Consider the following 26,607-nt stretch of genomic DNA (forward strand, 5'->3'; position numbering starts at 1 on the left):
TTTTTGCACGTATAAATACTTTTATTCATACATTGGAGGCGAAATAATGGAATGGTTTAATGTAGGCACGATCGTTAATACTCATGGTATCAAAGGTGAAGTCCGTGTAATGTCCAAAACAGATTTTCCGGATGAGCGATATCAAGTGGGAAGTGAGCTCGCGATCTTTATGCCAAAAGTAAAAGCACCTACTTTTGTGAAGGTAACAAGTCACCGCAAGCATAAAAACTTTGATTTGCTTACGTTCGAAGGTTATCCGAACATCAATGACGTCGAAAAGTTTCGTGACGGCGTAATTAAAGTATCTGAGAAAGAATTAACAGAACTTGAGGAAAACGAGTTTTACTATCATGAAATCATTGGATGTCGTGTGATTACAGAAACAGGAGAAGAGATCGGTACGGTTTCTGAAATTATTGAAACGGGTGCAAACGATGTGTGGGAAGTAACACCAGCTGAAGGTAAGCCGCATTATATCCCGTATATCGAAGATGTTGTAAAAGACATCGATATCGATGAACAGGTCATCAAAATTGAACTAATGGACGGATTACTTTCATGATGAAAATTGATGTACTGTCTTTGTTCCCTGAAATGTTTGAAGGTGTACTTCATTCCTCTATCATGAAAAAAGCGCAAGAACAACAGGCCGCATCCTTTCAAGTGACGGATTTTCGTGACTACGCAACAAACAAACATAGAAAAGTGGATGACTATCCTTATGGTGGCGGTGCGGGGATGGTGTTAAAACCTGAACCTCTCTTTGCTGCTGTAGAAGCCGTCACTCGCACAAGCGACAGTAAGCCACGTGTGATCTTAATGTGTCCACAAGGTGAGCGGTTTACGCAAAAGAAGGCAGAAGAACTTGCCAAAGAACAGCATCTCGTGTTTATCTGTGGTCACTATGAAGGATATGATGAGAGAATCCGTGAACATTTAGTGACTGATGAGATATCACTTGGTGACTTTGTACTGACAGGCGGAGAAGTTGCCTCCATGGCAATCATTGATAGTGTAGTACGATTGCTTCCTGATGTTCTTGGGAACGACCAGTCGGCTGTCCACGACTCTTTTTCGACGGGGATGCTAGAACATCCGCAATATACTCGACCTGCTACATTCAACGGCCTTGAAGTGCCTCCTGTGCTGTTATCGGGCAATCACGCAGAGATTGAGAAGTGGAGAGAAGAGCAAGCTTTCCTCCGCACTGCAGAGCGTCGTCCTGAACTTCTTGAAGAAGCGCCGTTAACGAAACATCAACAAAAACTCTTTCAACAATGGAAGCATAAAAGAGGCTGAATTTGCTTGATTCGTTAACAGGCATATGCTATGATTTACTAAGCGCTTTTTAAGAGCGCCTATTTTACTGTTGTTCCGCTGCAATTCAAGACGTGCAAGAACATCAGAAAAGAAGGAGAGAAAAACATGCAAAAACTAATTGCAGATATTACAAAAGATCAGTTACGCACTGAACACCCTTCATTCCGTCCTGGCGACACACTTCGCTTGCACGTGAAGATCATCGAGGGAACTCGTGAGCGTATCCAGTTATTCGAAGGAATCGTTATTAAGCGTCGTGGTGGCGGAATTAGCGAAACTTTCACAGTACGTAAAATTTCAAACGGTGTTGGAGTGGAGCGTACATTCCCATTACACACACCTAAGCTAGCTCAAATTGAAGTAACTCGTCGCGGTAAAGTTCGTCGTGCGAAGTTGTACTACCTACGTAAGTTACGTGGTAAAGCAGCTCGTATCAAAGAACTACGCTAATAAGATAAACAGAAACGAAGGGGGCCTTGCACTTGGCCTCCTTTCTTTTTGCTCAGAAAGACAATTGACTGTACAATAATAACAGACAAGGCAGGAGGCTAGATTAATGGAAGAGAAAAAAACGAGAAGTGAAGGACTAGAATGGATTAAAGCACTGTTAATAGCGTTTGGATTAGCCGCCATTATTCGTATCTTTTTATTCACACCAATCGTTGTTGACGGTATTTCCATGATGCCGACATTGGAACATGGAGATCGTATGATCGTCAATAAAATCGGTTACACGATTGGTGAACCACATCGCTTTGATATCGTAGTATTCCACGCACCCGAGCAGAAGGATTATATTAAACGTGTAATCGGTCTGCCAGGAGATACAGTAGAGTATAAAGATGATGTACTATATGTAAATGATAAAGCATATGAAGAACCATATCTGGATCAATACAAATCAGAGGTTCAAGATGGAACGCTGACGGAAGATTTCACTCTGCAAGACGTGCCGCAAATCGATGCCCAAACTGTGCCTGAAGATCACATATTTGTAATGGGCGATAACCGTCGGAAGAGTAAAGACTCTAGACATATTGGAGCCGTATCAATCGATGAAGTAATCGGTAGTACGAGTGTAGTGTTCTGGCCGATTAAAGATTTCGGTCTTGTGAAATAACGAAAGGGGACGATTCGAATGACTATTCAATGGTTTCCAGGCCATATGGCGAAAGCGAGACGGGAAGTCACAGAAAAACTGAAGTTAGTCGATATAGTATTTGAATTAATAGATGCGAGACTGCCACTTTCTTCACGTAATCCCATGATAGACGAAGTAACTCAGCATAAACCAAGACTGCTTATTTTGAATAAAATGGACTTGGCTGATGAAATGCAAACGAAGCGTTGGATTACATACTTTGAAAAGCAAGGCTTACGTACAGTCGCGATCAATTCATTTGAAGGCAAAGGCCTACAAACGGTTACAAAAGCGGCAAAAGAAATCTTGCAACCGAAGTATGACCGTATGAAGCAACGTGGCATACGTCCTGGCGCAATCCGTGCAATGATTGTCGGTATACCGAACGTTGGGAAATCTACTTTAATTAATCGATTAGCGAAGAAAAACATCGCAAAAACTGGCAATAAACCAGGTGTAACAAAAGCGCAACAATGGATTAAATTCGAAAAAGAATTAGAACTTCTCGATACACCAGGTGTATTGTGGCCGAAGTTTGAAGATCAACAAGTAGGTTATAAACTGGCATTAACAGGTGCGATCAAGGATTCCGTATTAAATATGGAAGAGCTAGCGGTCTATGCACTTAAGTTTTTAGAATCCCATTACCCTGATAGATTGGCACAGCGCTACGAAATGACAACAGTGGGGGATAATATTCAAACATTGTTTGATAAAATTGGTGAACGTAGAAAAGTATACGGGGTTGGCGGAGAAATTGATTATGATAAAGTAGCAGAAATGATCGTACAAGATATCCGCGACCAGCAAGTAGGCAAATTAACATTCGATTTTCCTGAGGAATTCGAATAATTAGAAGCAACGGCTAGGAACTCTGTTTCCGAACCGTTGCTTTTTTGTCGAAAAAATCATTTAGAAACCGATATACTATATAGACAAACATATTTAAGATGGACAGGTGAAGTAAATGACAACGATACAGCAAATAAAAGATCAATTGATAGAATTACAAGAACCGAATGAGTGGCTTACAGAGCTAGAAACCGACACTAGAAAAGGTGTCCAACAAGCAATTATTCAATGGCGCGCTCGATATAATAAAAAGCAAGCGCTCATTCAAGAATTTCAAAAGAAAAAGGACTTTGATGATTCGTATAAATCTACACGAGTATTATTATTGGCAGGAATTGATGAAGCCGGAAGGGGACCTCTAGCAGGACCGGTAGTCACGGCAGCTGTTATTCTACCGGAAGATTGCTCTGCTCTCATTGGAGTAGATGATTCGAAGAAGATTTCTAAAGAGAAGCGACAGGAATTCGCTCAGCTAATTAAAGAAAAGGCTGTAGCATACTCCATACACGTTCAATCGGCAAAAGCGATAGATGATTTGAATATTTATCAAGCAACAAAACAATCAATGGAGACAGCTATAAGTCAACTAGACATAGCTCCGCACGCAGTAGTGGCTGACGCAATGAATTTACACACTGCGTGTCCATGTTACTCCGTCGTCAAAGGTGACGAAAAAAGCTTAACTATCGCAGCCGCTTCTATATTAGCTAAAACAACCCGTGATGCCCTGATGAATGAATTACACGAAGAGTTTCCCAGGTATGCATTTAATGAAAATGCAGGATATGGAACAGCAAAACATTTACAAGGGCTTGAAACACATGGGTATTGCGAACATCATCGTAAAACATTTGAACCGATCAAAACGATGTGGAGGAATCGACAATGAATTTAAGTTCTTTATCCGCCTCATCTGCCAGGGCCACGGCTACGGAAACTCAAACGCTTTCTCTGAAAGAAGGACAAATGATACACGGAAAGATCACACAATTATTTCCTGGTCAAATGGCACAAGTACAAGTAGGAAATCATCAGTTGTATGCAAAACTGGAAGTGCCTATGCAGGCAGGAGACAATTATTACTTCAAGGTCAACGGTACAGAACCTGAATTACAATTACAGGTTATTTCGGGGCCGATGCGCGGTGGAGAAGGTCAATCTGCTCAACTGACTCAATTAATGGAATCGTTAAATTTACCTAAAACACAAGAAATGAAAGATATTCTTGCTACGATCATCAAGCAAAAAATTCCTATGACGAAAGAGAATATGCTTGAAGCCGTCAATCTTCTAAAATCCGTACCCGCTGAAATGAAAGCCAACGCACTCGCGACGCTTGGGAAAATTGCTGAAGCGCGACTGCCTTTCACACCCGCTGTGTTTCAATCACTTCTACAAACGCAGACAGGCACGATTGCGCAACAACTCACGACTTTGCTTGCAGCTATCCAAAGCGAGCCTAATCTACCTCCAGCGATGCGTCAGGAGCTTTTAACGACGATGCAAGCTTTATCATCTCCTCTTAATCAAACGGTAGGAAAAGAACTGCTTAATCAAAGTTTAGCTCAGCTGCTGGATCCACAAGCGGGGAAAACAGATCGATTTGCTGCGTTACAACTATTAAAAAATGCCGACATACTGCCAGCACGAACTTCATTGGCTAACTTACCACAAGTGTTGGCTGAATTAGTAACGAAAGCGAGTATGCAATCTCCCAACTCAGCAAGCGCCATGGCGAATCAAATGGAAACGGGTAAAACTATACAGTCCCTAATGAATCAGCTGAGTCAAACACCTATATCAAATCAACAAACAGTAAAAACTCTTGTGCAAAATATCACGCAGCAATTAACTACTACCGTACTTCCTGAACCTGTGAAAAATGCATTGCAGACGGTGATTAATCAGTTAACGCAACAACCGATGACAGACAGTTCTAAAGCAGCTGTCGTGGAGCAATTTAATAAAGTATTTACTCAAGCTAACACATCAACAACCACTCCACTTGCAGCAACAAATAACGTAGCGCAACAAGCTACAAATGCCCCCGCTACCGTACAAACTGTACAAGCGGCTATTGGGCAATTAAGCCAAGCACCTGCAGCAGATCACCAAGCGGTCAAAGCAATTGTAATGAATTTAACGCAACAATTGCATTCTAATCCTGTTATGCCGGAATCGATGAAAACGGCATTGCAGAACGTCTTGAATCAATTTGCGCAACAACCGATGACAGAAGGGGCTAAAACAGTATTAGTCGAACAGCTTAGCCAGACAGTAGTACAACAAGCAAGCAAACAAGAAACAACTGCTGTGCCCCTACAGCAACAAGCTGCCATAAAGGAAGTACAACAATCCATCCCATCGCTTATGGTACCCACTGAAAAAGTTGATGAAGCCATTCGTGCATTAATGCAGTCCGCAGAAAAGTCGGAAAATGCTCAAGTGAAACAAATGATTCAAGCAGCTGAAGTACGCGTATCGCAAACGATGAACGGACCTATCATGAAAGAAGCCCTGCAACATGTATTGAGTACATTAGGTATGAATTATGAAGCCGTGCTTGGTGGTAAAGAACCTGACTTAGCTAATTTGGCAAGTACGTTAAAACCGCAATTACTGGCCATGCTACAAGATCCTACGTTATCACCGCCGCTACGTGATGCAGCAGAGACCATGGTGTTGCGTATGAACGGCACAGTACTCCAATCAGGAGATACAGGCTTACAACAACAACTAATTATGCAAGTACCACTTGAAATGTTCGGAAAAAAAATCGATGCTACTCTGCAATGGAATGGTCGTATGAAAGAAAATGGCAAAATCGATCCTGCATTCGCTCGAATATTGTTTTATTTGGAATTGGAGTCACTGTCGACTACGTTAGTTGATATGCATGTGCAAAACAAAGTGGTTAACTTGACGATATTTAACGAATTATCTTCGTTAAAAACAATTGGTTCAAATTTCCAAAGTTTGTTAAAAGAAGGTCTTGAAGGAGCGGGTTATAAACTATCTGGTGTTACTTTTAAGCCTTTCAATGAACAGCAACAAATTGCTCAAAAGCCAACTAGTCCCTTCCATTTAGATGAAGGAGGAGTGGATTACAGAATATGAAAGAAGAACAGCGATTTACACGAAAAGAAGCTATTGCGCTTTCCTACGACCCTGAAGTTTCGGACGCGCCGAAAGTACTGGCTAAAGGAAAAGGAAAAATCGCAGAGAATATTCTTGAACGTGCACTAGAGCATGACATTCCTGTGCAAGAAGATCCAAGTCTATTGGAGTTACTTGGTCAATTAAACGTTAACGAAACAATTCCTGAAGAATTATATCAGGCGGTTTCTGAAGTTTTTGCTTATATATATCGTTTAGATCGTGAGAAAAGCGGTAAGCAATAACAGTCCATTTGAATTATTGGAAATTATAGAATTTAGTTTTACAATAGTGATTCTTGGACAATGTGTGACGATTTGATTACAATAAAACAGTAGTTGAGCTTCAAGCAATTGTAAATCGAATGGAGGCAGTACGTATGAACATCCATGAATATCAAGGGAAGCAGCTATTAAGAGATTACGGAGTGGCTGTTTCGAAGGGCCGTGTCGCATTTTCGCCAAAAGAAGCAATGACAATAGCGAAAGAAATCGGTACAGAGCCTATTGTGGTAAAAGCGCAAATACATGCGGGTGGACGCGGTAAAGCAGGCGGAGTTAAGATCGTGAAAAGTCTTGATGAAGTGCGTGCGGTAGCTGCTGATTTAATCGGTACGCAACTCGTAACACACCAAACAGGTCCTAAAGGACAAGAAGTCAAACGTCTTCTTGTTGAAGAAGGAATCGATATCGAAAAAGAATTTTATATCGGCCTTGTCGTAGACCGGGCAACAGATCGTGTAACATTGATGGGATCTGCAGAGGGTGGCGTAGAAATCGAAGAAGTGGCAGAAAACAGCCCTGAGAAGATTTTCTACGAAGTGATCGATCCAGTAGTCGGGTTGGTTCCTTTCCAAGCACGTCGTATGGCGTTCAATATGGAAATCCCAAGTAATCTAATCAATAAAGCAGTAAGTTTCTTCCTAGGTTTATATAAAGTATTCAGCGAAAAAGATGCATCAATCGTTGAAATTAATCCACTTGTCGTAACAAAAGATGATCGTGTACTTGCATTGGACGCGAAATTCAACTTTGACGATAATGCTACATTCCGTCATAAAGACATTATGGAATTACGTGACTATGATGAAGAGGATCCGAAAGAAATCGAAGCATCCAAGCATGACTTAAGCTATATTTCTTTAGATGGAAATATCGGTTGCATGGTAAATGGAGCCGGTTTAGCTATGGCTACAATGGATACGATTCATTTCTACGGCGGAGAACCCGCTAACTTCTTGGATGTTGGGGGCGGCGCAAAGAAAGAAAAAGTAGCGGCTGCTTTCAAAATCATTTTATCAGATCCAAAAGTAAAAGGTATTTTTGTTAATATCTTTGGCGGAATCATGAAATGCGACGTAATTGCTGAAGGTGTAATTGAAGCTGCTAAAGAAGTAGGACTTCAAGTGCCACTTGTTGTACGTCTTGAAGGAACGAATGTAGAACGCGGGAAAGCCTTGCTGAAAGAATCAGGCATCAATATTGTTGCTGCGGATTCCATGGCAGAAGGCGCGAAAAAAATCGTCGAGTTGATAGGATAAGAAAGGCAGGTACAAATCATGAGTATTTATGTAAATAAAGATACAAAAGTAATTGTACAAGGAATTACAGGTTCCACTGCCCTGTTCCATACACAGCAAATGTTGGAATATGGTACGAAAATTGTCGCTGGCGTAACGCCTGGTAAAGGCGGTCAGACGGTGGAAGGCGTGCCGGTATTTGACACTGTAGAAGAAGCAGTTAAAGAAACAGGCGCAACAGTTTCCATCATTTATGTTCCTGCACCATTTGCAGCGGATGCAATTATGGAAGGTGTAGATGCAGAACTTGAAATGACCATCTGTATTACCGAGCACATTCCTGTACTTGATATGATTAAAGTGAAGCGTTATATGGAAGGGAAAAATACTCGATTGATCGGTCCAAACTGTCCAGGTGTTATCACGGCAGACGAGACAAAAATCGGTATTATGCCTGGCTATATCCATACAAAAGGTCACGTGGGCGTAGTTTCTCGTTCAGGTACACTAACGTATGAAGCGGTTCATCAGCTAACGCAAGAAGGAATTGGTCAAACTACAGCTGTCGGAATTGGTGGAGACCCGGTAAATGGTACTAACTTTATCGACGTCTTGAAAGCATTCAATGAAGATCCAGAAACATATGCAGTAGTTATGATCGGTGAAATTGGTGGTACTGCAGAAGAAGAAGCAGCCGCTTGGATTAAAGAAAATATGACGAAGCCTGTTGTAGGCTTTATCGGTGGTCAAACGGCGCCTGAAGGTAAGCGCATGGGACACGCAGGAGCTATAATTTCCGGTGGTAAAGGTACAGCCGCTGATAAAATTAAAGCTCTTGAAGAAGCTGATGTTCAAGTCGCAGAAACACCTTCTGTCATAGGTGAAACATTAATCAAGGTTCTGAAAGAAAAAGGACTATACGAGAAATGTAAAACGAAGTAAACTGAAAGGAGTAGCTTAATCGCTGCTCCTTTTTTTCGTGCTCATGCTTGTAGTGTCGAATAGAGGAGAATTCGATGCTATATACTAATCAGCAACGTCATTTACTTAACTTACATTATATCCATCCTGTACCATTTAATCGTTTCACTAAGTTATTACAGGAAAATCCTTCATTAGAAAACTTACATTCTTATTCTGCGCTTCACTGGTCGTATATTTTTAACTTACCGGTGGCGAAAACTGAAGAGTTTCCTATGAAATTTAAGGAAATATCCGAACTGCCTATAGTGGAGCTATTAAGAGAAATAGGATGCTTTCCTATTCCATATTTTCATTCTGATTACCCTGAAGAACTGAAACAATTATGCGATTCACCTGCTGTTCTATATGGCAAAGGAAATATTGATTTATTGAAAATACATCCTCGCGTGGGAATAATCGGCTCTCGCAAAGCTACTGACTACTCTAGGAAAGCGCTAGCGTTTATTGTTCCCCCACTTGTTGATCATCACATACCAATTGTGTCAGGGTTAGCAGACGGGGCAGACACTATGGCACACCAAGCAGCGATTGAATATGGTGGGGATACGATCGGTGTATTAGGTCATGGATTTTCTCATATGTATCCAAAAAAGAATCAGCGAATAGCTGAAGAAATGGCGAGAAATCACCTGCTTGTAACTGAATACCCACCGTACTTTCCCCCTGCAAAATGGACTTTCCCTATGCGCAATCGGATCATCAGCGCATTATCCAGCGCGTTAGTCATTACTGAGTCTGTCGAAAGAAGCGGAACGATGAGTACAGTCGAGCATGCGCTTGATCACGGAAAAGAAATTTTTGCAGTGCCAGGCGCTATAGATTCTCCTCTTTCTGCAGGTCCGAATAGGCTGTTAGATGAAGGAGCCAAGCCATTGTGGAGTGGTTATCAAATTATTGATTCCTTACAGTAAATCGGTATATCCTATTTTTGTAAAATGTTTAAAAGGTTGCATTATCATGAAAACTGTTATACATTTTGCAACAGATATTCTTTTGCTGAATAAATATAAAGAAATCTCTCTGAGGAGGGAACGATATGGCAGATTACTTAGTAATAGTGGAATCGCCTGCTAAAGCGAAAACGATTGAACGTTACTTAGGAAAAAAGTATAAAGTTAGTGCATCACTTGGTCATTTACGTGATTTACCCCGCAGTCAAATGGGAGTAGATACCGAAAATAATTATGAACCGAAGTATATAACGATTCGTGGAAAAGGTCCGATACTTCAAGAATTAAAAAAAGAAGCAAAAAAAGCGAAGAAAATATTTCTCGCGGCTGACCCGGATCGCGAAGGGGAAGCAATAGCTTGGCATTTATCGCATCAATTGGGAGTGGATATTGAATCAGATTGCCGCGTAGTCTTCAATGAAATCACAAAAGATGCAATCAAGGAATCATTTAAGCATCCGCGTCCTATTGATATGGACTTAGTGGATGCGCAACAAGCTAGAAGAATCCTGGACAGATTGGTAGGCTATAACATTAGCCCGATCCTTTGGAAGAAAGTAAAAAAAGGATTATCCGCGGGACGAGTACAGTCAGTTGCATTACGATTAATCATTGACCGAGAAAATGAAATCAATGCATTTGAACCGGAAGAGTACTGGTCGATCACATCCCAGTTTACTAAAGGTGATAAAACTTTTGAAGCGCAATTTTATGGTGATGCTTCAGAAAAAGTCAAATTGACAAACCAAGAACAAGTAGAAAAGATAGTCAATTCAATCAAACCGGATGAATTTGAAGTATCGAAAGTAGTAAAGAAAGAACGTAAACGTAATCCTGCTTTACCGTTTACAACCTCATCGCTTCAGCAAGAAGCAGCCCGAAAGCTGAACTTCCGTGCAAGAAAAACGATGATGCTCGCGCAACAATTATATGAAGGAATTGCAATTGGAAAAAAAGAAGGTACAGTTGGTTTAATTACGTATATGCGTACCGACTCGACAAGAATTTCCGATACAGCAAAAGAAGAAGTAAAATCATTCATCCACACGATGTACGGGGAAGAGTTTATTTCAACTAGTACCAAAAAGGCGAAAGCTAAAGCAAAGACGCAGGACGCGCACGAAGCTGTACGGCCAACTTCTGCTATGCGGACACCAGATGCGATGAAAGCGTTCTTATCAAGAGATCAGTATCGCTTATACAAACTCATTTGGGAACGGCTTGTTGCAAGTCAAATGGCGCCAGCAGTTTTGGATACTGTAACCGCAGATTTCTTAAATGAGGATATTCGATTTAGAGCATCGGGTTCTCAAGTGAAATTTCCGGGCTTCATGAAAGTTTATATCGAAGGCAATGATGATCAACAAGAAGAAAAAGAAAATATTTTACCGCCTCTTGAAGAAGGAGAACGTATTAAATACGCGGACGTGGATCCGAAACAGCACTTCACACAGCCGCCACCAAGATATTCGGAAGCTCGCCTAGTGAAGACACTTGAAGAACTAGGTATAGGTAGACCTTCTACGTATGCACCGACACTTGATACCATTCAAAAACGTGGGTATGTTACCTTGGATGCTAAACGCTTTATTCCAACAGAACTTGGAGGAATCGTTCATCAGGCGGTAAATCAATATTTCCCGGACATCATTGATATTGAATTCACGAGACAAATGGAACAGCGTCTTGACCATGTCGAAGAAGGCGAAATAGAGTGGCGAACAGTAATCGATGAATTCTATCGTGATTTCGAAAAACACGTAGAAGTTGCAGATGCTGAAATGGAGAAAATTGAAATCAAGGATGAACCAGCGGGTGAGGATTGTGAGAAATGTGGTTCGCCGATGGTTTATAAGATGGGTCGCTATGGAAAATTCATGGCTTGCTCTAATTTCCCAGATTGCCGTAATACAAAAGCCATTATTAAGCCGATTGGCGTGACGTGTCCGAAGTGTAAAGAAGGCGAAGTTGTCGAGCGTAAGAGTAAGACGAAGCGAATCTTCTTCGGTTGTGATCAATACCCTGAATGCGATTATGTTTCATGGGATAAACCGATTTCGAGACCCTGTCCAAAATGTCAGAACACAATGGTCGAAAAACGCTTGAAAAAAGGTGTTCAGATCCAATGTACAGAATGTGATTACAAAGAAGAACCACAAAGCTAAAAAAACATCAAAGTAAATCAGTATAATGAGAAAGAGGTAGTTGAAATGACGCAAACTGTAAATGTGATCGGAGCAGGTTTAGCCGGTAGCGAGGCTGCTTGGCAATTGGCTAATAGGGGAGTTCAGGTGAAACTATTTGAAATGCGCCCAGTGAAGCAAACGCCTGCCCACCACACAGATAAATTTGCGGAATTAGTATGTAGCAATTCCCTACGTGCCAACAATCTGACAAATGCAGTCGGTGTGATTAAAGAAGAGATGCGCCAATTCAATTCTTTGATCATTCAAGCCGCGGATGCTTGTGCCGTACCTGCTGGCGGCGCGCTTGCAGTAGATCGACATGAATTCGCTAACAACGTCACTGAAAAGATCCGTACCCATCCGAACATAGAAGTAGTCAATGAAGAAGTAACAAAATTACCTGAAGGCATTACGGTAATTGCATCAGGTCCACTGACGTCCCCGGCATTAGCGGAAGAAATACGACAACTGACAGGTGAAGAGTACTTATATTTTTATGATGCAGCGGCGCCGATTGTAGAGGCAGATTCGATCGATATGGATAAAGTTTACTTGAAGTCACGTTATGATAAAGGCGAAGCGGCATATTTAAATTGCCCTATGAATGCGGAAGAATTCGAACGCTTCTATGAAGCGTTAATTTCAGCTGAAGTAGCCCCTTTAAAAGACTTTGAAAAAGAACTGTATTTTGAAGGATGTATGCCGATTGAAGAAATGGCGAAGCGCGGTGTGAAAACGATGTTATTCGGTCCATTGAAACCGGTTGGTCTTGAAAATCCTAAAACGGGAAGAGAACCAAAAGCAGTTATTCAGTTACGACAGGATAATGCAGCGGGAACATTGTATAATTTGGTTGGATTTCAGACACATTTGAAATGGGGAGCACAGAAAGAAATATTACAAATGATCCCGGGATTGGAAAATGTAGATATTGTGCGTTATGGGGTCATGCATCGTAATACATTCATCAACTCTCCTAGAGTATTGAACTGCACATACCAACTGAAATCAAAACCAACGATCTTGTTTGCAGGTCAAGTTACTGGCGTAGAAGGTTATGTAGAATCAGCAGGTTCAGGGTTGATAGCGGGTATTAATGCGGCGCAATTGGCGAAGAGCGAGAAGCCGGTCCGATTCCCTAGAGAAACGGCCCTCGGTAGCATGGCTCGCTACATCACGGAAGCTGATCCGAATAACTTCCAGCCAATTAATATCAACTTCGGGTTGTTCCCTGAACTGAATAGACGATATAGAACAAAATCTGAACGTGCAAACAAACATGCGACACGTGCGTTAGATGCACTACAAGAATTCAAAACAACAACAAATATATAATGATCACATCATCTAATATGTTTGAAATTAAACTGAAGATAGGACTCCATCTAATCGGAGCTCTATCTTCAGTTTTTGAGTTGTATTTGAACGGTGCAACTTCTTCATCGATATAACGTCTTGTAGTTAGGAAGAAACGATCATACATATAATGTATAAGTAGTTGGAAGTTAAACTAATTTGACCGTTATGTGACGGAAATACTTCATAAATACAGATATGATCAGGAATCAGTTTTCAAAGTTGCCCAAATTTCCTTGCTATTGTATAGTGTTTTATGGACAACATTTAGATTTAATATTCTATTCCCAATTATTTGCAACCAATAATCTTTCGAAGCTTCAGGTGCACGTTGTACGATGATAAATTCGTATCGAGGTGATAAAATGATTCCTGAAATAGAACAACTAGCAAAAGAATACGTATCCTATATTCGTCTGGAGAAAAATTATTCATCCTATACCGTCGCAGAATATGAAAAAGATCTTCAAGATTTTTTATTATTCTTGCAGCAAGAGAAAATCGATGCGTTGGATGATGTTAATTATCCTGTAGCTAGATTGTATGTTACCCGTTTATATGATCGTTCGTACGTTAGAACGAGTATCTCTAGAAAAATATCAGCTATCCGATCTTTTTTTAAATTCATTAATGCTCGATATGGAATTGAAGATCAGGCATTTCGATTATTGTATCATCCGAAGCAAGAAGAACGTCTTCCTGCTTTTTTCTATCAACAAGAGTTGGAGAAATTATTTGATGCCACGATGGGTGAAGATTTTCGGTCATTACGGGATCGCGCTCTACTTGAGATGCTTTATGCAACCGGTATCCGTGTAGGTGAATTGGTGGAAATCGAAGTGCAAGATGTGGATCATTATTTAGGAATTGTGAAAGTAATGGGTAAAGGACGAAAAGAACGTTTTGTGCCGTTCGGGAGTTTTGCAGGGGAAGCATTGCAAAACTATATAGACAGTAGTCGTCCACGATTAATGAAGCAAAAGAAACATACGAAGTTATTTGTTAATCTACGTGGGGATCCATTAACAGATCGTGGTGTACGCTATGTACTAGATGACTTGATGAAGAAGGCATCATTGCATACCAATATTTCACCACATATGATCCGTCATACGTTTGCGACACACTTGCTCAGTGCTGGTGCCGATCTTCGGTCGGTACAGGAACTACTAGGGCACAGTCATCTGTCGTCAACTCAGGTCTATACCCATATCACAAATGAACACTTACGCCAGACTTATTTACAAACGCACCCTCGTGCTTAGGAGGAACTATAATGGAGTTTCATGCAACAACGATATTTGCTATTCATCATCATGGGCAATGTGCTATGTCAGGAGACGGGCAAGTGACGATGGGTGAGTCAGTCGTCATGAAACATACAGCAAAGAAAGTTCGCAGATTGTTTAATGGTAAAGTCTTAGCTGGTTTTGCTGGTTCTGTAGCAGATGCATTTACGTTATTTGATTTGTTTGAAGCAAAACTGAATGAATACGACGGTAATCTTCAAAGAGCTTCTGTTGAACTTGCCAAAGAATGGCGTGGGGATCGTATACTGCGTAAACTAGAGGCATTGTTACTTGTTATGGATGAAAACACACTATTGCTTGTCTCAGGTACTGGCGAAGTAATAGAACCGGATGACGGGGTATTGGCAATCGGATCGGGTGGTAATTATGCTCTAGCTGCTGGACGTGCATTGAAAAAACATAGCAGTGAATTGACAGCAGAAGAAATTGCGAAGATTTCACTTGAGACAGCAGCCGACATTTGCGTATTTACTAATCATAATATTATCGTGGAGGTGCTTTAACTAATGAAGCAAGAAATGACTCCTAAAGCGCTCACGGCGTATTTAAACCGTTTTATTATTGGGCAGGAAAAAGCAAAGAAGGCAGTGGCAGTTGCTATGCGTAATCGATACCGCCGTATGCAATTAACACCTGAAGAACAGGAAGAAGTCATACCCAAAAACATTTTGATGATTGGGCCTACAGGTGTCGGGAAAACAGAAATTGCTCGAAGAATTGCAAAGTTAATTCATGCACCCTTCGTAAAAGTGGAAGCGACAAAGTTTACTGAAGTAGGCTATGTGGGACGAGATGTTGAGTCCATGATTCGTGATTTAACTGAAGTGGGAGTGCGTATGGTTAAAGAAGATATGCGCGAAGCGGTTAGAACACAGTCTCAAAAGCTGGCGGAAGAACGTTTAGTGAAATTACTTGTTCCTGAAGCGAAAAAGAATACAGAAGGTCAAAATCCATTTGAAATGTTTTTTGGTCAAAAGACACAACCTGAACCAGTGCAAACAGAAGATCAATCTGAGATTAGACGAAAGCGTTCAGATATTGCAGATCAGCTAGCGAATGGTCAAATAGAAGAAAAAATGGTGACAGTAGAAGTGCAAGCGCAACAACCTTCTTTATTTGATGCGTTGCAAGGGTCTGGTATGGATCAAATGTCGGGCATGCAAGACGCTTTATCATCACTAATGCCGAAGAAGAAAGTTCAGCGTCGCATGAAAGTAAAAGACGCGAGAATCGTATTGGAAGCAGAAGAAGCGGATAAGTTAATTGATCAAGATGAAGTGGCACGCAAGGGGATTGAATTAACAGAACAAGCGGGAATTATTTTCCTTGATGAAATGGATAAAATCGCAAGTAGCAACCAAAAGTCTTCTGGTGAAGTATCTCGCGAAGGTGTACAACGCGATATTTTGCCAATCGTCGAAGGTTCTACAGTCACAACAAAATACGGGGCTGTTAAGACAGATTATATTTTGTTCATTGCTGCTGGAGCCTTCCATATGTCGAAGCCATCTGATATTATTCCGGAGCTTCAAGGTAGATTCCCGATTCGTGTAGAATTAGACAAATTGACAAAAGATGATTTTGAGCGCATACTGCGAGAACCGGATTTTTCTTTATTAAAACAATATGAACGCCTTCTTGCGACAGAAGAAGTTGAAATTGAATTTACAGACGAAGCGATCAGCAAGCTGGCTGAAATTGCATACGAAGTAAATAATGAAACAGAAAATATTGGTGCTAGAAGATTGCATACGATTTTGGAAAAGTTGCTAGAAGATTTATCATTCGAAGCGGCAGAAATCGGCCCTGCATCTATACAGATTACACCAGCCTATGTGGACGAAAAGCTGGATGGAATTGTAAAGAACAAAGATTTGTCACATTTTATTCTATAAGGGAGTCGTAATAGTTTATTTAACGATTGAAAACCTTTAGAATATTCATTAAAGTCAGAAGAAATCCTTGAGGAGGAACAATAGAAATGAGTTTATTAGTTAAAACAAGAAAAATTAATGCAATGTTACAAAAAGGTGCAGGCGGTCCTGTTAACTTTAAAGAGATGGCGGAAGAGCTAAGTGACGTAATTGATTGTAACGCGTTTATCGTAAGCAGAAGAGGTAAATTACTTGGTTTAGAAATCCACCACCAAATCGACAATGATCGCATGAAGAAAATGTTTGAAGATCGTAAATTCCCTGAGGAGTATACGACTCGCTTGTTCCAGATTAATGAAACGTCTCCAAACATTGATATCGAGAGCGAACATACAGTATTCCCTATCGAAAACAAAGAACTATTCCAAGACGGTTTAACTACGATCGTACCAATTATTGGTGGCGGCGAGCGCTTGGGTACTTTGATTCTTGCCAGACTAAAAGAAGGATTCACAGAAGATGATCTAATTCTTGCTGAATACGGCGCGACAGTAGTCGGTATGGAAATCTCACGTGAGAAATCTGAAGAAATTGAGCATGAAGCACGCAGTAAAGCTGTCGTGCAAATGGCGATCAACTCATTGTCTTACAGTGAGCACGAAGCAATCGAACACATCTTCAAAGAATTAGACGGTAACGAAGGACTTCTTGTAGCTTCTAAAATTGCCGATCGAGTTGGAATTACGCGTTCAGTCATCGTAAATGCGCTTCGTAAATTAGAAAGTGCTGGCGTTATTGAATCACGTTCTTTAGGAATGAAAGGTACGTATATTAAAGTATTGAATGATAAATTCCTCGAAGAACTTGAAAAGCATAATTCATAAAAAATATTGCCACTAAAAAACATATCTAAGAACTGAAGTGAGATCCGTAACTGCGGACTTTGCTTCAGTTTTTTAGTTTCTAAATACTTTGTGTTCCTGTATCTAGTGTGGAAGAACTATACCATTTCAACAAGAAAGGTCATTATTTTCATAAAGTTTGTTACGTTCATTAAAAAAAGTTGCTTCACGGAAGAAAAAGGAAATACTGTCTGCTGAAAATATTATGTTTACATTATATGAGCTTATACGACAAAAAACGTAAGCAACCCACTAAATAGATCATATTAATTATGTAGTAATATTGATTTACATGATATAAAGTAACGAGATGATTTATGTTTATTACTATGAATCTGGTAAAATGGTTACTTTATACTATGAAATGTTTTAGAAAACATTGGACAAAAATCATTAATCTCCGCTACAATAGAGTAGTAGTATCATGAAAAATATCCTTTTTCTACAAACTTATTAGTGAAGAACAATATTAATCAATAAAACTCTATTAAAAACCATGAAGATTGGACTAAATGAGGAAAGGGTGGGAGACGATGGAGATTTATGGCGGGACCATCAACCTGCTTGAAAAAGGTTTGGACTACTCTTCTGCAAAAAGCAAGGCGATTTCGCAAAATATAGCGAATGTAGACACGCCGAACTATAAAACGAAGAATGCTAACTTTAAAGAGGTATTTTCCAGTGAAAAAAGTAAAGGTCTTGAAGCTTATAAGACTGATTCAAAACATATAGACTTTACCCATTCAGCATCGAGTAAAGTATTCGATGTATCTGCTTTGCGTTATCGACAAGATCGTAATGGTGTGGATATGGACAAAGAACAAGCGGATTTAGCAGCTAATCAAATATATAACTCTGCTTTGATTGAACGATTAAATGGCAAATTCAATTCATTACAGAGTGTTATTAAGGGAGGTCGTTAATCATGAGTATTTTTCATAGTCTAAATTCATCGACTTCTGCATTAACAGCTCAACGGTTACGGATGGATGTTATCTCGTCCAATATGGCGAATGTCGATTCAACTAGGGCGAAGCAAGTAGATGGCGAATGGCAGCCATACAGAAGGAAAACAGTTACCTTACAACCCAAGGAAGGTCAATTCTCCTCATTCCTACAAGTAGCTAAAGGAGTTCATTCGCATGGGAATGCAGGAAATGGTGTGGCAGTAACACGTGTCAAAGAAGACCGAGAAACTCCATTTAAATTGGTGTTCGACCCATCACATCCAGATGCTAATGATGAAGGGTATGTCGAAATGCCGAATATTGACCCTTTACGCGAAATGATTGATTTAATGTCTGCTACTCGATCGTATGAAGCGAACGTAACGGCGTTGAATGCAAACAAATCCATGCTGATGAAAGCGTTGGAGATCGGAAGATAAATATATTAGTAATTTATTAGGAGTGAACTAGATGGCGATTCAATCTATTACAGGTGCAATGCCTGCTATGTCGATCCAACAATCTGACATGAAAGCACAAAGGACACCTTTCGAGGCTCAACAGAACTTCTCAGCAATGTTAAATGATGCAATTCATCAAGTGGATCAAACACAAAAAGTCTCAGATACTATGACAGCTAAACTTGTTAAGGGTGAAGATGTCGATTTACATAATGTGATGATTTCGGCACAAAAAGCGAGTATCGCATTAAATGCAACAGTAGAAATGCGTAATAAAGTCGTAGAAGCATACCAAGAAATCATTAGAATGCCTGTCTAACAGATAGAAAGCACTAGGTAGAAGCGGAATCGTGCCTAGTGAGGCTGACCGGGGGATTAGAATGAAAGAAAGATTGACAAAACTCAGAGCAGATCTTAAAGCCTTCTGGGGAAGTCGAACAAAAAATCAAAAAATTATATATATAGTGACAGCAGCCAGTGTAATCGCGCTGGCGGTTTTTTTGACAGTGGCTTTGTCACGTACTACGTATGTAACACTTTATTCAGAAGTATCACCATCTGAAATCGGTCGCATAAAAGAAGTGCTAGACGGTCAGGGCGTTCCTTATCTTGTAGAGCCTGGCGGTACAGCGATATCTGTGCCTGAGAAGCAACTAGATAACTTGCGTGTTTCACTTGCGGCAGAAGGTTTCCCAGACTCTGGACTGATCGATTATTCATTCTTCTCGGATAACGCAGGGTTTGGTACTACAGATAATGAATTCAATATGATTAAGCTTGCTGCGATGCAAACAGAATTAGCTAATCTAATAAAGGGTATAGAAGGTATTAAGGACGCAAAAGTTATGCTTACTTTACCGACAGAAGGAATCTTCGTAAACGATACTACATCCGAAGCTAGTGCAGCGATCATGTTGAAGACGAATCCAGGACAAAGTTTTTCGGAACAACAAATCACATCACTTTATAATCTAGTTTCAAAAAGCTTACCTAACCTATCCAATGATAATATCGTCATACAGAACCAATATTTTGAGTACTTTGATCTAAAAGATTCAGGAGATTCTTATGGAGCTAGTGTGACGGATCAAATGGGCGTGAAAAAGACCATTGAACGCGACTTGCAACGACAGGTTCAAATGATGCTCGGTACATTGATGGGGCAAGATAAAGTAGTTGTATCGGTTACGACAGATATTGACTTCAAGAAAGAACAACGTGAAGAAAACTTGGTTACGCCAGTAGATCCCGAAAACATGGAAGGTATTGCTCTTAGTGTGCAACGGATAACGGAATCATTCTCTGGTACGAATCCGGCAGTAGGTGGAACCCCTGAAGGAGAAGACCCTACCGATAATCGTACGACTTATGTAGAAGGTGAAGGCGGAGACGGAGATTACGAACGTCTTGAAGAAACTATTAATAATGAAGTGAACAGAATTAAAAAAGATATAGTAGAGAGCCCGTACAAAATTAGCAATATCGGTATTCAAGTTATGATCGAACCTCCAACTGCAGATGATCCAACTTCATTAGCTCCAGAAGTTAGACAAGATGTTGAACGTATTTTGGAGACTATTGTACGTACATCCTTGGATAAAGAAGCAGCTGGGGAATTAACGGATGAAATACTGGCCGAAAAAATCGCGGTTTCCGTTCAACCACTTAAAGGCAAGAATATCGCGTTTGAAGATACGAAGACAGTGATTCCTTGGTGGGCGTATTTAATTGGCGGTGTATTACTGCTAGCAGTTATCGTTCTCGTCGTGCTGTTCTTGCGTAAGAGACGTAATGAAGCAGCAATGGATGAAGAGCTCGCGATGGAACAAGCTCAAGCCCAATTAGATTCCGTCCAAATTGATGACATCAACTTGGAAACAGAAACAGAGGCGACAGCAAGAAGAAAACAACTAGAAAAAATGGCTAAAGATAAACCGGAAGAATTCGCGAAGTTATTGCGAACATGGATTGCCAAGGAGTAATGGAGGGGTATTAGTTGGTTAAGAAAGATAAAGTCATGTCAGGTAAACAAAAAGCTGCCTTATTGCTCATCTCTCTTGGGCCAGAAGTTTCGGCTTCAGTCTATAAGCATTTGAATGAAGAAGAGATCGAGCAACTGACGTTGGAGATTTCGGGTGTGAAAAAAGTCGAATCCTCTGTAAAAGAAGAAATTATTGAAGAATTTCATAATATCGCTCTTGCGCAGGATTATATTTCACAAGGCGGTATTGGCTATGCCAAGACAGTTCTTGAAAAAGCACTCGGAAAAGACCATGCCCAAGCTATTATTAACCGTTTGACCTCTTCACTTCAAGTGCGACCGTTTGATTTCGCTAGACGTGCAGAACCATCACAGATTTTAAACTTTATACAAAATGAACACCCACAGACAATCGCGTTGATTTTATCTTATTTGGAAGCGGAGCAGGCAGGATTGATCCTGTCACAACTCCCACAAGAAATGCAAGCCGATATAGCAAAACGCATTGCTACAATGGAATCTACTTCGCCGGAAGTAATCAGTGAGATTGAAGCAGTCCTTGAACGAAAATTATCTTCTACTGTTACCCAGGACTTTACCGAAACAGGTGGAGTAGACGCAGTCGTGGAAGTGTTGAATGGTGTAGACCGTTCGACAGAAAAAACGATTCTCGATGCGCTTGAAATTCAAGATCCTGAACTTGCAGAAGAAATTCGCAAGAGAATGTTTGTCTTTGAAGATATCATCACATTGGATAACCGTTCCATTCAGCGTGTTATTCGTGATTGTGAAAATGAAGATTTGATTTTAGCAATGAAAGTATCAAGCGAAGAAGTAAAAGATATATTATTTAAGAACATGTCACAACGTATGGCAGAGTCATTCAAGGAAGAAATGGATGTTATGGGGCCGGTACGACTTCGTGATGTAGAAGAAGCGCAATCCCGTATCGTCGGAATCATCCGTAGACTTGAAGATGCAGGAGAAATCATCATAGCGCGTGGTGGAGGAGATGACATCATTGTCTAATCTGTTTCGATCCGAGCGTACGGTAATGAATCAAAGTCCTACAAAAGAAATTTTAATCCGTAACTTGCAACCTTCACAACCGGTTGAAGAGACAGTGGAGCCGGTAAGTATGGGTAAAGTATTCATGGAACGCAATCGCTTATTGCAGGAGATGGAGCAACGTAAAAGCATAGTAGATACCGAAATAAAACAACGACTAGATCAAGCTGCTGCAGATGTCGAATCGATGCATGCCGCGTGGGCTAGTGAAAAAGAAGAATTGCAGCAACAAGCCTATGATGAAGGTTTTCAGGCAGGGTATGAAGATGGTCGTAATAAAGCAATGGCTGAAATGCGTGAAATGATAGAGGCTGCGAACGAAACTACTACTTTATCTTACGAGAACGCAACCCAATATTTAATCAATCAAGAACGCGTGATTTTGGATATTGGCATGCACTCAGCCGAAAGAATTATTAACAGAGTGATAGAGGAAGACGATGAAGCGTATTTATCCATTGTCCGCAAAGGCATTAAAGAAGCTCAGGAGAGTAAGGAAATTAAATTATTCGTACCGACTGAGCAGTTTAAAATGGTCACGACACATCGGTCGGAACTCGCTTCGATTTTCCCGCCCGAAACCCCGTTCCTTATTTTTGTCAATGAAGATTTCAATGCAACAGATTGTTTTATCGAAACGAACCATGGTCGCATCGTAGTGAGTGTAGATGATCAACTGAATGAACTGAAAGAACAATTGGTGAAAATAATGGAAGATGGTGTGTGAATTTGAAAAAAGCTGAAGATCTCATTCCAATCATTCCGAATATCAATACGTTAAAGAAGTTTGGGCGCGTTATTCGAGTAGTAGGATTGCTGATAGAATCCGAAGGTCCCGAGTCATCTATAGGTGATGTATGCTTTATTCACTTGAACGTCCCAGAAGAAGGACGTTCCTTAATTCAAGCCGAAGTTGTAGGATTTAGAGAAGAAATTGTCATGCTGATGCCTTATACGGATATTCGTAATATTTCAAGTGGTTGTTTAGTGGAAACGCTAGGTAAACCACTTGAAGTGAAAGTAGGAATGAATCTACTAGGACAAGTTCTAGATTCTTTAGGAAAACCGATTGATAATAGCCCCCTACCTAAAGGTCTGGCAACAGTACGAACGGAAAACAGCCCACCGAACGTCTTGACACGTCCTACTATTAATGACAAGTTGGCTGTAGGCGTAAAGGCAATCGATGGCATGCTGACGGTGGGAAGTGGTCAGCGTGTCGGGATATTTGCGGGGTCGGGTGTTGGTAAAAGTACATTGCTTGGAATGATCGCACGTAATACGGAGGCAGACATCAATGTGATCGCACTGATTGGCGAACGTGGTCGCGAAGTTCGGGAGTTTATCGATCGTGATCTTGGGCCAGAGGGATTAAAGAAAACAATTGTCGTAGCTGCCACTTCCGATCAACCAGCGCTAATGCGAATAAAAGGTGCGATGACAGCTACAGCGATTGCGGAGTACTTCCGAGACAAAGGGCTGAACGTTATGCTGATGATGGACTCAGTTACACGTGTAGCCATGGCGCAGCGTGAAATTGGTCTAGCAGTTGGTGAACCGCCAGCCACAAGAGGGTATACCCCTTCTGTTTTCGCTATTCTACCCAAACTATTAGAACGCAGTGGTACGAATGAAAAAGGTGCTATCACCGCTTTTTATACTGTGTTAGTTGACGGTGATGATATGAATGAGCCGATTGCAGATGCTGTGCGAGGGATTCTTGACGGTCATATAGTGTTAGATCGTACGCTAGCCAATAAAGGCCAATATCCTGCAATCAATGTGTTGAAAAGTGTCAGTCGTCTAATGAATCATATTGCGGATCCAGAACACCTGAAAGCAGCAGCGAAATTGCGTGAATTGTATTATGCCTATGACAAATCAGAGGATTTAATCAATATTGGTGCATATAAAAAAGGAACGTCACGAGAAATCGATGAAGCGATTGAATATGAGCCGATCATTACCAATTTTCTAAAGCAAAAATTTAATGAGAATATCCAATTAGAAGACACGGTAAATGAAATGGTCGCGTTAGCTTCTGGAGGAGGAGAGCGTAAATGACTTCTTTCCATTATCGTTTTGATAAAGTTTTAGATTTGCGTGAACAAGAGCGTGATGAAACAGAAATGGCTTATAAAGAAGCGATCGAAGAGTTCGAAAAAGTGGCAACACAGTTGTATGATCAGATGAAAAAGAAAGAAAATATCTTGGAAGAACAGCAACAACGTATGACTACAGGTTTTTCTATTGATGACTTGCACCACTACTCTCGTTTTATTACTACACTTGATGTAACGATAGATCACATTCAACAAGAAGTAATGAAATCTCGTTCAAAAATGAATTGGTATGAAACGCAGCTGTTGGAAAAGAACATAGAAGTAAAGAAGTTTGAGAAGATGAAGGAAATCGGTAAAGAACAACATAATGCCGAGATGGAACATGTGGAAGCAAATCGAATTGACGAACTATCGACGATGAAGTTTCGTTCAAAAGAAGACGGGTGGTAAAGTGGCTAAATCGAAAAAGAAAAAAGAGGTTAAAGACTCTGTCGAAGTATCAGAAAAAAAGTCGATCGGCTTTTTTCAGATTTTACTCGCATGGATCATCATTCCTCTTATGTTCACAACAGCTGTTGTCTTAATAATAGCTAAAGTAGCAGATGTTAACGTTTTCGATCAGGCGAAAGAATGGACATCAAAAGTCCCGTTCTTGGAACAAAAAGCACCTGATGAAAAAGTCGAAGGAGATCTAATATTAGAAGAACGTGTAATTTCTCTACAAGCAGAAATCCAAGAAAAAGAAGCACAATTATTCGAAGTGCAAGATGAGCTTACTCAAGTGAAAGACTCCAATGAAACTCTTGTAATCGAAAAAGAAAAACTGAATGAAGAGATCGAGAAGCTAAAACTAGAAAAAAGTGAATCCAAACGTGATTTCAAAGAAATTGTTACGACATATGAGCAAATGTCGGCTAAATCATCGGCTCCTGTCATTACCAAAATGGGCGATGCAGAAGCCATTCAAATATTATCTAGTCTAAAGCCCGCTACGCTAGCAGCTATACTAGAGAAAATGTCCCCTGAAGAGGCCGCTAAATATACTTCTATGCTTACAAAGTAGTATAATAGTAATTGAGGGAGGTGAAAAAGTGGACTTAGGACTATTAATGGGCATAGGTTCTCCAAGCATTCCTATGAATTCAGCCCCTTCTACAGTGAATATTGAAGGAGAAGGGTTCGGAAGTGTATTCCAAAGTTTGATGTCCGCAACCGCTATTCCTGCAAAATCCCAGACACTAGGCGCTGATCAAGAGTTGACTAAATTACTCGGCGAAGTTCTCAACGTTGATTCGTTGGAAGAGTTAGAAGGACTTCTTGAGGAGTTAAAGCAATCTGTGAAGTCGCCTATTGTAGCTCAATTATTGAAAGAGGCTGGATTACGTCAATCGATTTTGGTGAAGGAAACGAGTGCTGAAAAAATACTTTCCGAAATGGTGGAAGAAAATGCAGTAGTAAAACCAGAGGAATTACTTACGCAAATAATTTCTAGTCTCGAAAAGGAAAGTTTGGTTAATGGTAATACGGAATTAAATTTAACAGATCTACAAAACCTTCATAAGTTTCCAAGTCTGCAACAATTAGCTGCTCTTATTAGTGAAGATCCTGATAAACTAATAGAAGTAATTACAAATGTCCTAGAAGACGTCGGCGTGACAAAAGAACAACTAGATGATATTGCAGCTACAGGAGACATTTGGTATGTGCTCGGAGTATTACAGCAATTGCCTTCTGAAAAAAATAAAATAGCTATGGAGCAATTACCGCCAAAAGTCACCGTTGAATTAACTGCATTGCTAAAAACAATTGAACTAACAGCACATAAGATGGATTTATTTACAAAACAAATAGATTTGGTGAAAACAATCCAACCAATTCTTTCTCAGTTTGCAAGTCAGTTAGAGGCGAAAGTTATACAACCTGAAGTGAAGCAATCTGTGCAAATTCCATCTGCTATGCAACATGTTATTCGATTTACAACAGAGCAATCTGCAGCTGATGCGAAACAACAAGATCAACAATCTAAGGCAAGTGAGACAGTCGCACCAGTATCAGCCGCCACACAGACTGAAGCTAGACCTGTATTCCAGATGAATACCACAGAGAAAGTACCAGAAAGTCGAAGTGAAACTCTGATGCGTGAATTCCAAGCTGTATTGAACCGCGCGAACTTTGGTCAGACGAATGGAATGAACCGGATTTCAATCAAACTGTATCCGGAACATCTTGGACAAATTCGAATTGAATTACTGGAAGTTAACGGTGTGATGACAGCGAGGATTTTGGCATCTACAGCGATGGCACGTGAAATGCTCGACAGCCAAATGCATCAATTGCGACATGCCTTCAATCAACAGAACTTGCAAGTGGACAGAATCGACCTATCACAAACACTTCAAGATCCGTCGAAGAGTGATAGAGAACAAGCTTTCAACAAGCAAAACCAGCAACAAAAAGAACAAGCTACCGATCAAAATGAAACTCAAGATGAACAGCAACAAACATTCCAAGAATTCATGATTGAACTGGAGGCGTAA

The 26,607-nt window shown here is 40.5% G+C and carries 27 protein-coding genes; all 27 read left to right on the plus strand.

Annotated elements, in window-relative coordinates; translation table 11 throughout:
* The first annotated feature begins 46 nt into the window (after window positions 1-46).
* The 27 genes from rimM (at window position 47) to SporoP32a_RS15045 (ending at window position 26,607) form a co-directional block, all read left to right on the plus strand.
* Window positions 47-562, plus strand: coding sequence for a ribosome maturation factor RimM (rimM, locus tag SporoP32a_RS14915; protein ID WP_085428620.1), 516 nt, complete (start codon window positions 47-49; stop codon window positions 560-562).
* Complete coding sequence (trmD, locus tag SporoP32a_RS14920; protein WP_085429107.1) at window positions 562-1,299, plus strand: tRNA (guanosine(37)-N1)-methyltransferase TrmD; 738 nt, start codon at window positions 562-564, stop codon at window positions 1,297-1,299. The genes rimM and trmD overlap by 1 nt, the downstream gene beginning before the upstream one ends.
* A gap of 126 nt (window positions 1,300-1,425) precedes the next feature.
* Entirely contained in the window at window positions 1,426-1,770 is a 345-nt protein-coding gene (gene rplS, locus SporoP32a_RS14925) for a 50S ribosomal protein L19 (RefSeq protein WP_085133217.1), read from the plus strand.
* Window positions 1,771-1,876: 106 nt separating this feature from the next.
* A complete protein-coding gene (lepB, locus tag SporoP32a_RS14930) occupies window positions 1,877-2,440 on the plus strand; it encodes a signal peptidase I (protein ID WP_085428621.1) in 564 nt (187 codons plus the stop codon).
* An 18-nt stretch (window positions 2,441-2,458) separates the two neighbouring features.
* Window positions 2,459-3,313: a ribosome biogenesis GTPase YlqF gene (gene ylqF / locus SporoP32a_RS14935; RefSeq protein ID WP_085428622.1), complete on the plus strand. Its 855-nt coding sequence runs from the start codon at window positions 2,459-2,461 to the stop codon at window positions 3,311-3,313.
* 115 nt (window positions 3,314-3,428) lie between these two features.
* The gene (locus tag SporoP32a_RS14940) at window positions 3,429-4,202 is read left to right on the plus strand and encodes a ribonuclease HII (protein ID WP_085428623.1); all 774 of its coding nucleotides are present in this window, start codon (window positions 3,429-3,431) and stop codon (window positions 4,200-4,202) included.
* A complete protein-coding gene (locus SporoP32a_RS14945) occupies window positions 4,199-6,430 on the plus strand; it encodes a hypothetical protein (protein WP_085428624.1) in 2,232 nt (743 codons plus the stop codon). Before SporoP32a_RS14940 ends, SporoP32a_RS14945 begins: the two co-directional genes overlap by 4 nt.
* Window positions 6,427-6,714, plus strand: coding sequence for an EscU/YscU/HrcU family type III secretion system export apparatus switch protein (locus SporoP32a_RS14950; protein ID WP_085428625.1), 288 nt, complete (start codon window positions 6,427-6,429; stop codon window positions 6,712-6,714). Before SporoP32a_RS14945 ends, SporoP32a_RS14950 begins: the two co-directional genes overlap by 4 nt.
* 134 nt (window positions 6,715-6,848) lie before the next feature.
* Window positions 6,849-8,009, plus strand: coding sequence for an ADP-forming succinate--CoA ligase subunit beta (gene sucC, locus SporoP32a_RS14955; RefSeq protein ID WP_085428626.1), 1,161 nt, complete (start codon window positions 6,849-6,851; stop codon window positions 8,007-8,009).
* An 18-nt stretch (window positions 8,010-8,027) separates the two neighbouring features.
* The gene (gene sucD, locus SporoP32a_RS14960) at window positions 8,028-8,930 is read left to right on the plus strand and encodes a succinate--CoA ligase subunit alpha (RefSeq protein WP_085428627.1); all 903 of its coding nucleotides are present in this window, start codon (window positions 8,028-8,030) and stop codon (window positions 8,928-8,930) included.
* A gap of 74 nt (window positions 8,931-9,004) precedes the next feature.
* Window positions 9,005-9,883 carry a DNA-processing protein DprA gene (gene dprA, locus SporoP32a_RS14965; RefSeq protein WP_085428628.1) on the plus strand — a complete coding sequence of 293 codons (879 nt, stop codon included), beginning with the start codon at window positions 9,005-9,007 and terminating at the stop codon, window positions 9,881-9,883.
* A gap of 125 nt (window positions 9,884-10,008) precedes the next feature.
* On the plus strand, window positions 10,009-12,087 hold the full coding sequence (gene topA, locus SporoP32a_RS14970; protein ID WP_085428629.1) for a type I DNA topoisomerase: 2,079 nt from the start codon (window positions 10,009-10,011) through the stop codon (window positions 12,085-12,087).
* A 45-nt stretch (window positions 12,088-12,132) separates the two neighbouring features.
* A complete protein-coding gene (gene trmFO / locus SporoP32a_RS14975; RefSeq protein ID WP_085428630.1) occupies window positions 12,133-13,443 on the plus strand; it encodes an FADH(2)-oxidizing methylenetetrahydrofolate--tRNA-(uracil(54)-C(5))-methyltransferase TrmFO in 1,311 nt (436 codons plus the stop codon).
* Between the two features lie 386 nt (window positions 13,444-13,829).
* Window positions 13,830-14,729, plus strand: a complete 900-nt coding sequence (gene xerC / locus SporoP32a_RS14980) for a tyrosine recombinase XerC (protein ID WP_085429108.1) — start codon at window positions 13,830-13,832, stop codon at window positions 14,727-14,729.
* A gap of 8 nt (window positions 14,730-14,737) precedes the next feature.
* Complete coding sequence (hslV, locus tag SporoP32a_RS14985; RefSeq protein ID WP_157129998.1) at window positions 14,738-15,277, plus strand: ATP-dependent protease subunit HslV; 540 nt, start codon at window positions 14,738-14,740, stop codon at window positions 15,275-15,277.
* A 3-nt stretch (window positions 15,278-15,280) separates the two neighbouring features.
* Complete coding sequence (gene hslU / locus SporoP32a_RS14990; protein WP_085428632.1) at window positions 15,281-16,669, plus strand: ATP-dependent protease ATPase subunit HslU; 1,389 nt, start codon at window positions 15,281-15,283, stop codon at window positions 16,667-16,669.
* Between the two features lie 86 nt (window positions 16,670-16,755).
* Window positions 16,756-17,532: a GTP-sensing pleiotropic transcriptional regulator CodY gene (gene codY / locus SporoP32a_RS14995; protein WP_085428633.1), complete on the plus strand. Its 777-nt coding sequence runs from the start codon at window positions 16,756-16,758 to the stop codon at window positions 17,530-17,532.
* 551 nt (window positions 17,533-18,083) lie between these two features.
* Window positions 18,084-18,473, plus strand: a complete 390-nt coding sequence (gene flgB / locus SporoP32a_RS15000; protein ID WP_085428634.1) for a flagellar basal body rod protein FlgB — start codon at window positions 18,084-18,086, stop codon at window positions 18,471-18,473.
* A gap of 2 nt (window positions 18,474-18,475) precedes the next feature.
* Window positions 18,476-18,937, plus strand: coding sequence for a flagellar basal body rod protein FlgC (gene flgC, locus SporoP32a_RS15005; RefSeq protein ID WP_085428635.1), 462 nt, complete (start codon window positions 18,476-18,478; stop codon window positions 18,935-18,937).
* A 31-nt stretch (window positions 18,938-18,968) separates the two neighbouring features.
* A complete protein-coding gene (gene fliE / locus SporoP32a_RS15010; RefSeq protein WP_085428636.1) occupies window positions 18,969-19,277 on the plus strand; it encodes a flagellar hook-basal body complex protein FliE in 309 nt (102 codons plus the stop codon).
* A 61-nt stretch (window positions 19,278-19,338) separates the two neighbouring features.
* Window positions 19,339-20,940 (plus strand): flagellar basal-body MS-ring/collar protein FliF, encoded by a 1,602-nt coding sequence (gene fliF / locus SporoP32a_RS15015; RefSeq protein ID WP_085428637.1) that lies wholly within the window; start codon window positions 19,339-19,341, stop codon window positions 20,938-20,940.
* Between the two features lie 14 nt (window positions 20,941-20,954).
* Entirely contained in the window at window positions 20,955-21,968 is a 1,014-nt protein-coding gene (fliG, locus tag SporoP32a_RS15020) for a flagellar motor switch protein FliG (RefSeq protein ID WP_085428638.1), read from the plus strand.
* The gene (gene fliH, locus SporoP32a_RS15025) at window positions 21,961-22,734 is read left to right on the plus strand and encodes a flagellar assembly protein FliH (protein WP_158232724.1); all 774 of its coding nucleotides are present in this window, start codon (window positions 21,961-21,963) and stop codon (window positions 22,732-22,734) included. Before fliG ends, fliH begins: the two co-directional genes overlap by 8 nt.
* Window positions 22,731-24,071: a flagellar protein export ATPase FliI gene (gene fliI, locus SporoP32a_RS15030; protein WP_085428640.1), complete on the plus strand. Its 1,341-nt coding sequence runs from the start codon at window positions 22,731-22,733 to the stop codon at window positions 24,069-24,071. The genes fliH and fliI overlap by 4 nt, the downstream gene beginning before the upstream one ends.
* A complete protein-coding gene (gene fliJ / locus SporoP32a_RS15035; protein ID WP_085428641.1) occupies window positions 24,068-24,520 on the plus strand; it encodes a flagellar export protein FliJ in 453 nt (150 codons plus the stop codon). The genes fliI and fliJ overlap by 4 nt, the downstream gene beginning before the upstream one ends.
* 1 nt (window position 24,521) lies before the next feature.
* Window positions 24,522-25,133 carry a MotE family protein gene (locus SporoP32a_RS15040; protein WP_085428642.1) on the plus strand — a complete coding sequence of 204 codons (612 nt, stop codon included), beginning with the start codon at window positions 24,522-24,524 and terminating at the stop codon, window positions 25,131-25,133.
* Between the two features lie 28 nt (window positions 25,134-25,161).
* Window positions 25,162-26,607, plus strand: coding sequence for a flagellar hook-length control protein FliK (locus SporoP32a_RS15045; protein ID WP_085428643.1), 1,446 nt, complete (start codon window positions 25,162-25,164; stop codon window positions 26,605-26,607).

This window comes from Sporosarcina ureae, assembly GCF_002109325.1.
Classification (GTDB): Bacteria; Bacillota; Bacilli; order Bacillales_A; family Planococcaceae; genus Sporosarcina; species Sporosarcina ureae_C.